12 protein-coding genes, 1 pseudogene and 2 riboswitches are annotated in these 15,281 nt (G+C 39.6%); of the genes and pseudogenes, 11 read left to right on the forward strand and 2 right to left on the reverse strand.

The genetic code is table 11. The annotated features are described in order from the left end of the window. Window positions 1-13: 13 nt before the first annotated feature. Window positions 14-1,165: an acyl-CoA dehydrogenase family protein gene (locus GZ22_RS05225; RefSeq protein ID WP_038559502.1), complete on the reverse strand. Its 1,152-nt coding sequence runs from the start codon at window positions 1,163-1,165 to the stop codon at window positions 14-16. A gap of 71 nt (window positions 1,166-1,236) precedes the next feature. Next, window positions 1,237-1,342, reverse strand: a riboswitch (SAM riboswitch). Window positions 1,343-1,469: 127 nt separating this feature from the next. Next, window positions 1,470-1,572: riboswitch (SAM riboswitch) on the forward strand. A 90-nt stretch (window positions 1,573-1,662) separates the two neighbouring features. Between GZ22_RS05225 and GZ22_RS05230 the strand changes: the two genes are divergently transcribed. The 11 genes and pseudogenes from GZ22_RS05230 (at window position 1,663) to GZ22_RS05280 (ending at window position 14,096) form a co-directional block, all read left to right on the forward strand. Next, complete coding sequence (locus tag GZ22_RS05230) at window positions 1,663-3,066, forward strand: LLM class flavin-dependent oxidoreductase (RefSeq protein WP_038559505.1); 1,404 nt, start codon at window positions 1,663-1,665, stop codon at window positions 3,064-3,066. Next, window positions 3,063-4,094, forward strand: a complete 1,032-nt coding sequence (locus tag GZ22_RS05235) for a methionine ABC transporter ATP-binding protein (RefSeq protein ID WP_038559508.1) — start codon at window positions 3,063-3,065, stop codon at window positions 4,092-4,094. The genes GZ22_RS05230 and GZ22_RS05235 overlap by 4 nt, the downstream gene beginning before the upstream one ends. After that, window positions 4,060-4,725 (forward strand): methionine ABC transporter permease, encoded by a 666-nt coding sequence (locus GZ22_RS05240; protein WP_038559511.1) that lies wholly within the window; start codon window positions 4,060-4,062, stop codon window positions 4,723-4,725. The genes GZ22_RS05235 and GZ22_RS05240 overlap by 35 nt, the downstream gene beginning before the upstream one ends. Before the next feature lie 20 nt (window positions 4,726-4,745). Next, window positions 4,746-5,558 carry a MetQ/NlpA family ABC transporter substrate-binding protein gene (locus GZ22_RS05245; RefSeq protein WP_038559514.1) on the forward strand — a complete coding sequence of 271 codons (813 nt, stop codon included), beginning with the start codon at window positions 4,746-4,748 and terminating at the stop codon, window positions 5,556-5,558. A 423-nt stretch (window positions 5,559-5,981) separates the two neighbouring features. After that, window positions 5,982-6,950 carry a sensor histidine kinase gene (locus tag GZ22_RS05250; protein WP_051748058.1) on the forward strand — a complete coding sequence of 323 codons (969 nt, stop codon included), beginning with the start codon at window positions 5,982-5,984 and terminating at the stop codon, window positions 6,948-6,950. After that, on the forward strand, window positions 6,951-7,604 hold the full coding sequence (locus tag GZ22_RS05255) for a response regulator transcription factor (protein WP_038559517.1): 654 nt from the start codon (window positions 6,951-6,953) through the stop codon (window positions 7,602-7,604). Window positions 7,605-7,709: 105 nt separating this feature from the next. Further along, the gene (locus tag GZ22_RS05260; RefSeq protein ID WP_051748060.1) at window positions 7,710-9,917 is read left to right on the forward strand and encodes an MMPL family transporter; all 2,208 of its coding nucleotides are present in this window, start codon (window positions 7,710-7,712) and stop codon (window positions 9,915-9,917) included. Between the two features lie 83 nt (window positions 9,918-10,000). After that, window positions 10,001-10,731, forward strand: a pseudogene (locus GZ22_RS05265) (oxidoreductase); the annotation flags it as partial. 327 nt (window positions 10,732-11,058) lie between these two features. Continuing rightward, on the forward strand, window positions 11,059-11,892 hold the full coding sequence (locus tag GZ22_RS05270; RefSeq protein ID WP_038559520.1) for a glycerophosphodiester phosphodiesterase family protein: 834 nt from the start codon (window positions 11,059-11,061) through the stop codon (window positions 11,890-11,892). Between the two features lie 404 nt (window positions 11,893-12,296). Beyond that, window positions 12,297-12,809: a DUF402 domain-containing protein gene (locus GZ22_RS05275; RefSeq protein ID WP_051748454.1), complete on the forward strand. Its 513-nt coding sequence runs from the start codon at window positions 12,297-12,299 to the stop codon at window positions 12,807-12,809. A 51-nt stretch (window positions 12,810-12,860) separates the two neighbouring features. Beyond that, window positions 12,861-14,096, forward strand: a complete 1,236-nt coding sequence (locus tag GZ22_RS05280) for a Zn-dependent hydrolase (protein ID WP_038559524.1) — start codon at window positions 12,861-12,863, stop codon at window positions 14,094-14,096. 264 nt (window positions 14,097-14,360) lie between these two features. On the opposite strand, the gene GZ22_RS05285 is transcribed toward GZ22_RS05280, so the two are convergent. Further along, window positions 14,361-15,200, reverse strand: a complete 840-nt coding sequence (locus GZ22_RS05285; RefSeq protein WP_245609701.1) for a LysR family transcriptional regulator — start codon at window positions 15,198-15,200, stop codon at window positions 14,361-14,363. Between the last annotated feature and the right edge of the window lie 81 nt (window positions 15,201-15,281).

Here is a 15,281-nt window from a genome sequence, read left to right on the forward strand (position 1 = left end):
ATCCAGGAGTTTTTTACTGACGAAGCGCTGCATCCGCCAGCGAATAAACTACCGCATCATCAGTAGGCGGGTTATGTAATCCAGCCCGCACATCACGGAAATGTCGCTGTAGCGGGTTGTCTGCAGACAAACTTCTGGCTCCAACTATACGCATGCACAGATCCACAACTTCGTTAGCATTATTGGTGACAATATGTTTAGCGGCAGCTAAATCCGGACTCATTTCAAATCTCTTTTCAGGATGCTCTACCCACTTTCTAGCGGTAGAGTAAAGTACTTCTCTGGCATTGAAGAGTGCGAGTTCTATTTCACCAATTTTTCTTCTAACCTCTGGGACATCTTTAATTGGACCGGGCAAGGAAACCGGCTGGAATTCGGAAGCAAATTGAATGGTGTAGTCCCTAGCAGCAACAGCTATACCAAGGTACACAGCCGCAATCTGTAAGTACCAGCCTCTTGGAGTGGAAGTGCCTTTGTTCTCTTCCACAAGCAAAGCATCCTGATCCACAAGCACGTCCTCCAAAATCAAATCATCACTTCTTGTTCCTCTCATTGCGATGCTATTCCATGTTTCCTCCACTGAGACTCCTTCTAGAGAGTGATCGATCAAAAAGAAGCCTTTGTTTCCAGAAGGTAGTATAGTGGCGGTGGCAATGCTGTAGTCCAAAGCAACAGCCATGGAAGCGAAGGATTTACGACCATTGATCCGCCATTTTGAACCTTCCAGTTTTGCAGTCGTCCTCGGAGCTGCTCCCCTTGAAGGACTGCCTGTAGCGTTTTCTGTTTGTACTAAATTAAGAAGAATTTTGTCATGTACGATTTTGTTGTTAAGATCTTGAAAACTTTGTTCATCCCATTTTCTACTTTCGGCATTTTCCAGTACAATACCTAGCTGCCAGCCAAATGACAGAGCTGTAGGAGCATCGCCTTGAGCAAGTATCTCTTGAACTTGTAAGTACTCTACAAGGTTTAATCCTTTGCCCCCGTATTCCGTTGGCACAGTCAGCGACAAGAAGTCGTTCTCTTTTAAAGCTTGGAAGTTATCATAAGGAAATTCACCGCTTGCATCAATATGAGCTGCACGTAGCTTGAATTCTTCAGAAAGGTTTCTTGCTTGCTGTATCACTTGATCAAATACTTTCGTTTTTTCGGCGGTATCTCGCATTATCATTCTCCTTATCAACTAAATTAAAAACCTCTTTCCTGAGAAAGAGGTGAGGTTTATGTAAGCATTCTCTCTCATCTCTCAGACGTGTCAGTCTGCTGGACTTAGCACCTTACTTCAAACAAGCGGTTGCTGCAGGGTCGCTGGACCAGTTCCTACCCTGACTCTAGATAAGTTTGTTTATTCGGTTGTCGGCATAAATATAAGTCATATACGGAATATTGTCAATTATATATTTAATTTAGAAAACTTGATTGACAGGCAAAGTACTGTCCTGTATATTGAACTTTAATTCAATAAGCATTTCTTATCCAGAGAGGTGGAGGGACTGGCCCTTTGAAGCCTCGGCAACAGACTGCTGCAGTACTGTGCCAATTCCAGCAAGCTACTAGCTTGAAAGATGAGAAGAGAGTGGACGTTGTACGCCTGCGTCGACTAAGTAAGACCTCTTCTTATCCGAGAAGGGGTCTTTTATTTGTAAACATGGAGGGATAAAAATGGGAAAGCAAATCATTTTGAATGCATTTGATATGAATAGTGCAATGCATAACTCGCATGGATTATGGAAGCACCCGGAGAGTAAGCGTCATAGGCAGTATAAGGATTTGAATTATTGGGTTGAGCTGGCAAAGCTATTGGAGCGCGGTAAGTTTGATGCGATTTTTTTTGCCGATGTGCTAGGTGTATATGATGTTTATCGTAATAGTAAAGCTCCTTCTATTCGAGACGGCCTTCAGGTTCCTTTGAACGACCCTGCTTTATTGGTTTCAGCAATGGCCAGTGTTACGGATAATCTTGGATTTGCGGTTACGGTAAGCACTACATATGAACCGCCATTTGGGAATGCGAGACGTTTTTCCACATTGGATCATCTGACAAATGGAAGAGTTGCTTGGAATGTTGTGACTTCCTATTTACCGAATGCTGCTCGTAACTTTGGCTTGACCGACATGATTAAACACGATGAGCGGTATGAGATTGCTGATGAATTCCTGCAGGTTTCTTATAAGTTATGGGAAAGCAGCTGGGAGGAGGATGCAGTTGTTGAAGATATTCAGAATCAAGTTCTAGTAAATCCTAAAAAAGTGCATGAAATCAATCATGAAGGTCGATTTTTCCAGGTTGAGGGACCGCATCTGAGTGAGCCTTCGCCGCAGCGGACGCCTGTCATTTATCAAGCCGGTACATCCGAACGGGGGCGGGAATTTGCTTCCAAACATGCCGAATGTGTATTCGTTGGAGGACCTACGCCTGAACGTATCCGTTATTATGCAGAGGATATAAGGGAGAGAGCTGCCAAGCATGGACGGAATCCAGATCATGTTAAAATTTTCTCCTTCTTGAGCGTCATTGTAGCAAAAACAACAGAAGAGGCAAAGCAAAAATATCAGGAATACACGAGTCATTGGAGTTCAGATGCAGCCAAGGCACAATTTGGCGCAAGTGGCTATGACATATCCGAATATGAAGAGTTAGATCCTGACGAGCCATTTACATATGGCAAAACAACTGAAGGTGGCCACTATAAAGCAGCCTCGTTGACTAAGGATGCATCAAAGCAGCTGACAGTAGGCGAAGCATTGAAGCGATTCGATACGCCTGACAAAAGTTTGATAGTCGGGAATCCCCAAGAGGTAGCAGATGCTATCCAGCATCAATTCGTGGAATCAGGAGTTGATGGTTTTAATTTGAATCATCTTGTTACACCAGGAGATCTCGAGTCTTTTATTGATCTAGTTATCCCGATTCTTCAAGAACGCGGGCTTTATAAACAGTCTTATAAAACAGGTACTTTGAGAGAGAAACTGTTTGACTATGAATCAAGCAGACTTCCATCTGGGCATCCTGCAAGTAATTATAGACCGGTGAAAATACCGACAGGAGAGGGAGAAGAAAGGTGATAAAACTGGAGAACATTACAAAGAAGTACATCAACAAGGGCAAGCAAATCATTGGCGTTGATGATGTGACATTAACTGTTGAAGCTGGTGAAGTATTTGGAATCGTTGGTTACAGCGGAGCAGGCAAGAGTACATTGCTGCGCTGCATCAACTTGTTGGAAAAGCCATCGTCGGGAAAGGTCTTTGTTGATGGAGTTAATTTGCATGAGCTGTCGCCTAAGAATCTGCGAAAAGCCAGACAATCAATAGGTATGATCTTTCAAGGCTTTCATCTTGTCTCCTCTAAAACAGTATTTGAAAATGTAGCATTTGCATTAAGAGCTGCAGGAGCAGACAAAAAGCAAATAAAACAGCGAGTAGAGGAGCTGCTTGCCCTGGTGGGACTGGAGGATCGAAGAGATCAGTATCCAGCACAGCTTAGCGGCGGTCAAAAACAGCGGGTCAGTATTGCACGGGCGCTTGCAAATCAGCCGAAAATTCTTTTATGTGATGAAGCTACTTCTGCCTTGGATCCTGGTACGACAAAGTCGATTCTATCTTTACTTAAGAAAATAAACAGAGAACTAGGTTTGACCATCGTTGTCATTACACACGAAATGGAGGTTGTAAAAGAGATATGCAGCCGCTGTGCAGTGATGCAGGATGGAAAAGTGGTTGAGCAAGGGTCAACTTATGATATCTTCTCCGATCCTGCTAATCCGTTGACAGTATCTTTTATTCAAACAGTGCTTAATTTTGACCTTCCGGAAGAATTACTAGGAGAGATCAATGGAAAGTTAGTCAGGCTCCAATTCAAAGGCAGTATCGCTGCAGAAGCAGTTGTATCAGACATGCTGCAGGCCTTTCCTATTCGCGGTAATATTCTACACGGCAAGGTAGAGTATATTCAAAGCAAGCCGTTAGGGATTTTTGTGATGGAATTGAACGGAAATGAAGCGGAAGTAAATAAAGCAATTGCTTATCTCAGAGACAAAGTAAGCAAGGTGGAGGTGTTTGATGATGGAACGCGTAATCGCCATCTTGCCTGAATTGAACCAAGCATTTCTTGAAACGCTTTTAATGGTCTCCATCGCTTTAGCTGTAGCGATCTTGATCGGATTGCCTTTTGGGATTTTATTATTTGTAACAGATCGCGGATTATTTTTAGAAAACGTACTAGTAAAAAGAGTAGCAGGCTTGATTATCAATCTCATTCGATCCGTTCCTTTTGTCATTCTGCTTGTCTTTTTACTGCCGTTTACGCAATTTCTTCTCAATACGACCATTGGGCCTTTAGCTGCCTCTGTCTCCTTATCTGTTGCGGCTATACCGTTTTATGCAAGAATCGTAGAGTCCTCAGCCAGGGACATAGACAAGGGTGTGATTGAAGCTGCTATTGCAGTAGGTGCCTCTCCGTGGATGATTATCAAAAGTATCATCTTTCCGGAAGTCAAACCTGGCTTAATAACAGGACTAACCATTACAGCTATTAGTCTTATCGGGTATTCAGCGATGGCCGGCACGATAGGCGGAGGCGGAATAGGTGATTTGGCAATAAGGTATGGATATTATCGCTATGATAATACAATTATGTTCACTACGGTTATCGTGCTGATTGTACTCGTACAAGTTGTTCAATACCTAGGCGATCTTGTAGCAAGAGTCGTATCAAAAAGATGAATTATCAGGGGGATGGAATAATGAAAAAAGCTCTTCTAATATTTTTTGCAGCAATATTCACGGCAGTCTTAGCAGGTTGCGGTTCCGGAGAAAGCAGTGCTTCAGCCGATAAAAAAATCGTTTTAGGCGCAACCATTCCATATAGCGACATGCTTGAAAAAGGCGTAAAACCATATTTAGAGGATAAAGGTTATACAGTGGAAGTAAAGGAGTTCAACGACTATGTGCAGCCGAACAAATCGTTGGAAACGGGTTCACTAGATGCTAATCTATTTCAGCACAAAGTATATATGGATGCCTTTGCCGAAGAAAATAATATGGATCTGACTAGCGTTATTACAGTTCCCACAGCGCCTATCGGTATTTATTCAAATGAATTCAAGTCACTGGATGAAATAAAAGACGGTAGCACAGTTGCACTCGCTAATGATCCGACTAATCTGGGGCGCGGTCTTACTGTGCTAAGAGATAACGGTCTAATAGAAATCGATGAAAACGCTGATCCACTGCGCGTCACTGAGAAAGATGTCACAAGCAATCCGAAAAAATTAAATTTTGAACCTGTAGAAGCAGCCCAGCTGCCACGTACATTGGAGTCTGTCGACTTAGCTGCTATTAACGGGAATTTCGCTATATCAGCTGGCATCGACTTAGCGACTGCACTTGCACTTGACGAATTGCCGGAGGATATCCAGAACCGAGTAGTTGTCTCAACAGAAAACAAAGATGAACAATTTGTTCAAGATATAAAGGAAGCAGTAGAGTCGGAGGAATTTGCTAAGGTGATTGAGGCAGAGTTTACAGAATTTCATAAGCCGGAATGGATGGAGTAATGTATGAAGAGAGAAGGGTATTCCTTCTCTTTTTTTGTGCTTAATAGATGTAAGCTTATAGAAATGGTTCATGATACTTCTTAAAAAGAAGTACACGAAAGAATAAGTATTCTAGAGTGAAGTGCCCGAACGGGAAAGACAGAACATCCTAGTATAGTGCATACTATTCTTAAGGATATCTTTAGGAGAAAATAGATGAATAATCATGTGTACACTCAAAACAATATAAAACAAGAAAACAATAATATGGTCGCAGCAAGGATACCAGGGTTAATTTGGATCTTTGTTACTTTTACTGCTTCTTTAGTTATACAAATTGTATCGGGAAGTTCTGTTTTGCATTGCACTTCATTTAGTTTGCTGATCATTATGTTTAGTACGTTATATTGGTTTTCAAATAGGTTCCTGCCGAGGAGAGCTTGGATGTATTTTGTTGTCCAAGGATTAATTGTGTATGGAAGTGCCTTTTTAATGTACAACGTTTCTGTAACAATTATTGCATTGTTTCCCTTGCTCTTAGGTCAGCTAGTAGGGATGGTTGGGAGAAACAGAGTTGCGTTCTTTGTAATATTATCAGGTCTTTCTATTATTGCATCAGTCATCATTATTCCGAATGAAGGTTTGTTTACCTACTTTGTTATCGTTATTCCTGCTACTTTAATAATTGTTGCCTATGCTGCAATCTTCTTTAAACAGGTAAATGCAAGAATAAGAACGCAACAAATTCTGCAGGAACTGGAAGAGGCACATCACCAGGTGGAAAATCTAACGCTGTATAGTGAGCGACAGCGAATGGCACGCGATTTGCATGACACGCTGGCACAAGGAATTGCCGGTATTAAGATGCAGCTCGAAGCAATAAATGCTCACCTCACTAGTGGAAATCAGGAGCGAGCGCAGCAAATAGCACAACTGGCTATGAAAGGTGCAAGCTCCGTATTGGCAGATTCCCGAATTGTAATTGATGACTTACGTTTACACGAAGAAAATATCGACTTGGAGTATATCTTGCGAGAGAATACCCAACAGTTTACGACTGCAACCGCTATACCTTGCAGTTTGGATTATGGAGTCATGCAGTCACAATCACCGAAAGTCACGGAGCACCTATCCAGAATCGTCAGTGAATGCCTATTGAATATCGCAAGGTATAGCAAGGCAAGTGAAGTGTTTATCTCTATTACAAGCACTTTGGATACACATATCCGTTTAAAAGTTGAGGATAATGGTGTTGGCTTTGACACAGAAGAGATTTCAAATAAACAAGGGCATTACGGCTTAATTGGTATGAAAGAACGTGTAAGGATTTTAGGCGGAGAGATCCGCATTAGCAGCACATTGGGGGAAGGTACAACAGTGACGGTCAGTATTCCGGAGAATGGAGAGGATTAAATGACGTATAAAGTACTTATCGTAGATGATCATGTAGTCGTAAGAGAAGGTCTAAAATTGCTTATTGAAACAAATGAAAATTATAAAACCATAGGCGAAGCTGGACATGGGGCAGAAGCAATCCAGCTTGTAAATGATTTAGTACCCGATATAATACTGATGGATTTGTACATGCCTGTCATGAGCGGCATGGAAGCAATTCGTAAGCTATCAGTTACGCATCCTAAGCTGCCTATTATCATTCTCACAACTTATAATGAAGATCAATTGCTGGCAGAAGGATTTGCTTTAGGTGCAAAAGGTTACCTTCTAAAAGATACCAGCCTCCAATCTTTGTTTCATTCTATGGATACTGCTATGAATGGGGAGACCCTCATAGGAGAGGACATGATGAAGAGAATCCGGGATTATCAGGATAAAAGGCAACATATAAAAGAAAAGGTCCAGCTTTCTCGAATGGAAATCATTATTCTTCAAGCAGTTGCCAGAGGGACGACGAGCAAGGACATTGCTTTTGATATAGGTGTTTCAGAAAGGACAGTAAAATCAAGGCTAACTGCTATCTTTAATAAATTGGGTGTGGATTCCCGCACGGAAGCAGTTGCTGTAGCCATTGAATCTGGGTTGATTCACCTTAACTATAATAAATTGTAGACTTTTTAAAAACGTACTGCCCAAACGTACGTTTTTTTTATTTGCTCTCCCTTTAATATGAATGGAGTAAGACGTTCAGGTTCTAAAATTAGAAGGGAGATTTTTATGTCAACATTGTTATATAGATTAGGAAAATGGAGTGCATTGCATAAAAAGACTGTTCTTGTAGGATGGATTGCCTTAATTGCAATCATCTTTATTTCTGCATTTCTTTTAAAACCGTCTTTTTCCGGTGATATGAGTATACCGGGAACACCATCTGAGGAAGCAAATGCTTTATTGCAGAAAGAATTCCCAAGTGGATCGGATGCTGGGTCGTTAAGAATTGTGTTTGGTGCAGAAGGTAACGAGAAATTAACATCTGAATCTTCTCAGCAAGCAATCAGCGACGTGCTTGATAAGATAATGGAAGATGACCAAGTAGCATCTGCAGCAAATCCATTTGAAGCACAGACCGTTAGTGTAGATGGAGCTGTTGCTTATGCTGATATCACATATAAAGAAGCTGCCGCCGATGTTCCGGAATCTTCGTTAGAACATGCAGAAAAAAGTATTAAAATTGCCAAGAACGAAGGATTACAAGTTGCAATGAAAGGCGAAATCATACCGTCTGAAGTAGAAATCGGTGGAATCTCCGAAGTAATTGGGATCGTAATGGCCTTCATCGTATTAAGTATCACCTTTGCATCGTTTGTCATAGCCGGATTACCGATATTGAACGCAATACTTGGTTTGGTTGCCAGCATTGGCGTAACGCTGATTGGTGCAAGTATGTTCGACATTACATCATTCAGTTTGTCACTCTCCGTCATGATCGGCTTAGCTGTTGGAATAGATTATGCGCTGTTCATCTTCTCAAAACATAGACAGCAGGTAAGAGATGGTATTGAGATTAACGAATCTATTGCAAGAGCAAATGGTACAGCTGGTGGAGCAGTAATATTTGCAGGGCTGACAGTTATTGTTGCCTTGTGTGGTTTGACTGTAATCGGTATTCCATTCCTTGCAGCAATGGGGATTACGGCTGCATTAAGTGTACTTTTCGCAGTACTAGTTTCCATTACTGCTGGTCCTGCTGTTTTAGCCCTTGTAGGCAAAAGAATCGATAAGAAGAACCGTCTGCTAAGTAAATCAAGCAAAAATCAAAAAGGACAAACTGACTCGAACGCTTGGGGACGATTCGTTACAAAGCAGCCTTTGATTGTTGCGATTATCAGCATCGTGATTTTGGTAATAATCAGCATCCCGGCTACAGATCTGCGATTAGGCTTACCTGACGATGGCATGAAAGCAGAAGATGATCCGGCACGACAAGCATACGATTTACTAGCGGATGGATTCGGTGAAGGTTTTAACGGACCTTTAGCTGTTTTGGTTGATGCTTCTGGAACAAGCAGTGATCAGACAGTGCAATTCCAAAAAGCAACAGAAGAGATTGGCAAACTGGATAATGTAAGCCAAGTAACACCAGCCATGCCTAATGAAAATGGGAAGTATGCAATCGTTAACGTAATACCAGAAACAGGTCCAAATGATAGTGGCACAGCCGACCTTGTCCATGATATCAGAAAGCTCTCGCTAAATGATGGTGGAGAGAATATTGAATTCCGAGTTACTGGTCTGACGGCTATTAATATTGATATTGCTGAAAAGTTGAATGATGCAATACCTACCTTTGGTGTAATCATTGTTGGATTTGCGTTTATTTTGCTAATGATTGTATTCCGTTCCTTATTAGTGCCGCTCACAGCAGTAGCTGGATTCTTACTTACTATGACTGCGACATTAGGTTTTTCCGTGTTCATTTTGCAGGATGGATATCTTAATAGCTTGCTCGGTATTCCGCAAGAAGGACCAATCTTGGCATTCCTGCCAATTCTGGTTATCGGTATTTTGTTTGGTTTAGCAATGGACTATCAGGTATTTCTTGTTAGTCGCATGCACGAAGAATATACAATCACCAAGGATCCGGTCAGATCCATTTTAGCAGGTCTAAAATATAGTGGTCCTGTCGTAACAGCTGCAGGTTTAATCATGATCTTTGTATTTGCTGGATTTATCTTTGCGGGAGATACGATGATCAAGTCAATGGGACTAGCTCTGACATTCGGCGTGTTGTTTGATGCCTTCATCGTTCGCCTGGCACTTATTCCGGCAATAATGAAGCTGATGGGACATGCTACTTGGTACCTGCCTAAATGGCTGGATAAGATAATTCCTAATGTAGATATTGAAGGACATAAGTTGTCTAAAAAACTAAGTGAACAAAATGAAAACGTATCTGCTCAAGGAAATAAATTAAAGACAAATTAATGGAGTAATCTTCTGAAAAAAACAGACCATGTGCATTTACATTGGTCTGTTTTGTGATTGAGTTTGTTCATTAAATTGATTTAATCGGTATCCAGATCGCTCATGCGGGACGTAAAGCAGAAGATGCAGCAGAGCCAGTGGCACCATCCGCTATTCCATTTGATGAGGATTCTAAAACACCTAGAGCTTTGACAACTGAAGAAGTGAAAGGTATGGTCGAGAAATTCCGCTTAGCTGTAAGACGTGCAGTACAAGCTGGATTTGATGCAATCGAAATCCATGGTGCGCACGGTTACCTTATCCACCAATTCCATTCTCCACTAACAAATAAGGTGATGATGAATATGGTCAAGACCTGACTAAATTCGGTCATGAAGTCATCGAAGCAGCAAAAGCAGAAATGCCAGCTGATATGCCGTTGATTATGCGAATTTCGGCAAGAGAATATGTGGAAGGCTGCTATGGTATAGAGGAATGTATCGAATTCTCTAAAGCTTGCAAAGATGCGGGAGCGGATGTGTTTGAAATTTCCTCCGGCGGTGAAGGACAGATTGCTCCATGGGGAAGACCAGGTACACATGCGGCTTACCAAGTACCATTAGCACGTCAAATCAAAGAAGCACTGCAAGTCCCAGTCATGGCTGTCGGCAGACTCGATGATCTGATTCTAGCAAATGCGGTTATAGGAAATGAAGAAGCAGATCTTGTACAAGTTGGAAGAGGAATGCTAAGAAATCCATACTGGACTTTAGAAGCTGCAAAGAAGTTGAGGAAAGAGAATATTGTACCGAAGCAGTATGAAGCTGGATTCTAATTTTTTTGAAAGAGCCCCTATAAAACATAGGGGCTCATTTTATTATTTTAATACGTGTAAGGAGCTGTCATGTATGTATACAAAACCTATATTAGTTATAATAACTCATCGTTCATTATTGCGAGAAAGAGACTGGGTGGATTAATACAAAGGGCTCACTTCATACCACATCCCCGATTAACTCTTACTCAACAAAACATAGTGGGAGCACTTGCTTTAATAAAAATCGATAAGCGTCGATAGTAGGATTTTTTTGTGGTTTATTACAGTTAAAGTAATTCAAATATTATTGTAATATTTTACTTGTTATGGTAGTTTAGTAAAGTTATGAAAAAATCATCTATTTTTTGCTTTTATTTATTCATTTTATGTTTTCTTTGTTCTTGTGTACCTGCTGTTAATCAAGAAAGCGAGAATAATGACGTACCTACATATAAACCATTAATTATCGCACACAGAGGGGCTTCTGAAATAGAGCCTGAGCATACTTTTCTATCTTATGAAGATGCCGAGAAAGACGGAGCGGATTATATAGAAATTGACTTACGTCAGACTGAAGATGGAGAGCTAGTAGCAATTCACGATGAGGACGTGGATCGTATAACAGATGGTACTGGAAGAGTTGAAAACTTAACGTTAGATGAGTTAAGGCAGCTTCATGTTAAAAAAAAGCAAAAAATCCTAACGCTTCAGGAGATTGTTGATCATTATGGTGATTCCATCCATTATTATATAGAGACAAGAACAGATAGCGAAGGTAATATAGGAATGGAGGAACAGTTGGTTTCTATCCTCAATAGTAAGGACTTAATTAAAAAGAAAAAAGTAATTATCGAGTCCTTTTCAGAAGAAAGTATGATTACAATCCACGAAATTAATAAGGATATTCCTTTTGTTAGATTATTGCGTAAAGCAGAGGTGCAAGAACTTGATGATGATACCATGCAGCATACTAAAAATTATGCTATAGGTGTAGGGATATATGCGGGTAGTGTTGATGCTGATTTGGTTAGAAAGATTCATGACTATAATCTTCAGCTCCATGTCTATTACTATGATGATGAGAAAAATTTGACTGATAAAATGCTAGATTTAAGAGTCGACGGTATATTCACTAATAATCCAGATTACGCAATTTCAGAAGTGGGTTCATTAAAATAATGAGCCTGCTTTTTCGTATGTTGTAAGACGGATCATAATAAACTTGGTAACTAAAGAAGGAAACATTCACGGGTTTCTTTTTCATCAATACTTCTCCTTACATATATTCTTATTGCTCGCTTTTTATAGACTGCAAAGTCATTCAAGATGGACATATATAAACAGTTGATTGATTTTGTTCAAAGTCTGGAAGAAGTTCGAGAGCTTTGTCTATTCAGTTAAAAACTATGATAGACTGATTTTATTGAATATTACTAAAATTGTAATTGTTATATCTTCTTGGTTGAAATGTTAAGTAGCTAGTAAGTTATGATAGAAGATACCTTTGATTTACAGAAATAGTAAGGTCCTGAAATCTTATGGGAGGTAATTCACCAATCTAGGAGAGTGTACCTTTGAATAAAATGATACATATGAAATCACTTAAATATCCCAACATTCCGCACTATGAATGGAAAGGTCGATTATTAAGAAAAACATCAGAGTATGCGATGGTGCTTTGTGAAAGTGGAAGAGAGATGAAACACCATACGAAAAATACAACCTTCACAATAGATGTTACGTCGTTGGAGTACTTCTTCTTGAAAGAGGGTTATACAGTAGCCATGGAGATTGAGGAAGGTAAAATACTCTCGTATTACTGCAATATTGCGATGCCTTCTGTGCTTCATGGGGATCAAATTAGTTTTGTGGATTTAGATCTGGACTTTGTGAAAGGAAGAAACGCAGACTGGATGATCGTCGACGAAGATGAATTTGAAAGCAACAGTGTAAAGTATGGTTATTCTGCTGATATAAAAGAATATGCTTTAAAGTCATTGGATTTACTACAGAAGAAAATAAGGGAAGGTCTGTTTCCTTTCGATGGAAGTGGACTTGAGGTAATAGAACCTATCAAATCGGTAGAAGACAAATGATCGTTAAGATGAAAAAAATAGCCTTGTAATGTATAGTGCTGGGGGTAGAATATGGATTTAAAACGTTTAGAGAAGACACTACTTGAAATAAACCAATTTAGCCAATCAGAAGAAGGGGTAACTCGCTTAGCCTATTCAAAAGAAGAACGACAAGCAGCTGAACATTTTAGCTATCTTTGCAGACAAGAAGGAATGACTGTTCGAATGGATGCCAGTGGCAATGTGATAGCACGCAGGGAAGGGAGCAATCCTGATCTTCCTGTAGTAGCATGCGGTTCTCATTTAGATACAGTGATCCAGGGTGGGAGATATGATGGTACATTAGGTGTTATCGCAGCTCTTGAGGTCATTCGCAGCTTGAATGATAAAAGGATTGAAACAAAACACCCGATTGAAATCATTGCTTTTGCATGTGAAGAATCCTCAAGATTTGGTGTTTCTACAATAGGCAGCAAGGCAATGGCAGGCTTATTAGACAAGGAATCTGTGGCTGAACTTAAGGATAGTGAAGGGAAATCTATATCTAATGTATTTTCTGAATGTTCCCTTAACTTCAGTGGGATAGAAAGAAGTAACCGTAGGAATGAGGAGTTTAAAGTATTCTTTGAGCTGCATATTGAACAGGGACCAGTGTTAGAAAGGCAATTAAAACAGATTGGTATAGTTATAGGAATTGCTGCACCTACAAGATTTGAATTAAAAATAAAAGGGCAAGCATCTCACTCAGGAACAACACCAATGGACTATCGAAAAGATGCCTTATTGGGTGCAGCGGAAATAGCTCTGCAGCTGGAGCAGGCTGCAAAAATGGAAGCTCGTAACGGAACGGTTGCAACTGTAGGGGCATGCGAAGTTAAACCTGGATCAATGAATGTGATACCAGATTTGGCGACAATGAAAATCGACATACGCGGAACCTCTACTGATTCAAAAAATAGAGTGATCGAGAAGTTGTTCACTTCAATTAAACAAGTGGAGGAAAAGCGTAGTGTTAGCATCGAGTATAGTGAATTGAGCAATGAGCATCCTATTAATCTTGATAAAGAAGTTATTCAATCCTTAACTGAAAGTTGTGAGCTAAAAGGATATACATATATGCATATGACGAGTGGTGCAGGACATGATGCGATGAATATGGCAATACTATGTCCAACTGGATTAATTTTTGTACCTTCTAAAAATGGTTTAAGCCATCATCCTGATGAATATACAGCAATTGAACAAATTGGTATTGGCACTGATTTATTAGAAACTGCAATTATAGAATGGGCAGGTCGTATGCATTGAGTACATAGAATGTAAGAGTTGATTCTGATGTAATAGAGGAGAGTACATCTAAAGCTATACGCATCCTCTAACTTGCACCGTATCATTTAAATTATCCAATAAACAATTCCTGATTAATCATTGATATAGAAAAAAGATCCTTATAAAAAAGGCTCTTTTTTCTATGATAGTGATGACCGCTAGTGACCTCAAGTTCTTCTTCTAATTCCAAAGCAATTTTTCTTCATCAGCAATTCTACCAACTTAGATTCTTTTCGTGGAGATTTATTGATTTACCTTAAACATTCTATAGTTATCTTTATAGTACTCAATAATAAAATCTCGAAAGTTTTTTGCTGAAGGAGATAGTAATTTACCTTTCACCCAAGAAAGGCTTATCGTATAGGTAGGGGAAATATCAGCTATTTTAATGTAATTTAATTTCAATTGTCTACAGACTGAAATAGGAAGTAAAGAAACCCCCTGATTTACTTTGATTATTTCTAAAAGTAAGTATGAATCTACCTCAAATATATTGTTAGGAATAAATCCAGAATTTTTACAAAGATTTTTAGTGAATTCGCTGTATTCTTCATTGTCGGCAAGAGAAATAAAAGGCTCGTTCTCTAATTCTCGTAAAGAAAGTTCAGATTTACCCGCAAACTTATGATTTAGGGGTAAGACCAGAACAATATCTTCATTAACTAATACACAACTTTCTATCTCCTCATCTTCAATAGGATGGCCTGCTATTCCTAAATCAATTTCCCCTTTTTTTAAACTTGACATTATATCGCTTTTCTCTTTAATTCCCTGATGAACTTTTAACTCAGGAAAAAGGTTAATGTATCTGCTGATTAACCCGATAAGAAATCGTGCATTGGAAATGGAAATCCTTATAGTGTTAGAAATTTGACGTTCGTCGGATTGAATTTCCATTTGTGCATTTTCAATCTCAGTAAAAATCCTGTTTACATGTTTCAAAAGAATGATACCTGAGGAACTTAATTGTATATTTCTGCCTCTCCGCTCAAAAAGTTTTGTTTCTAGTTCATCCTCAAGTCTTTTAATAGTCAGGCTTAAAGAAGGTTGTGCTATATTCAACTGTTTTGCAGCTTTAGACATGTGTTCCGGCAACTGTTTGGAAGTATTTTAGCTGAAGTAATTCCATCTAGAAATCCCCTTTATTTACTGAGATAAATATAT

It is taken from the genome of Terribacillus saccharophilus, assembly GCF_000725365.1.
Taxonomy (GTDB): Bacteria; Bacillota; Bacilli; order Bacillales; family Amphibacillaceae; genus Terribacillus; species Terribacillus saccharophilus.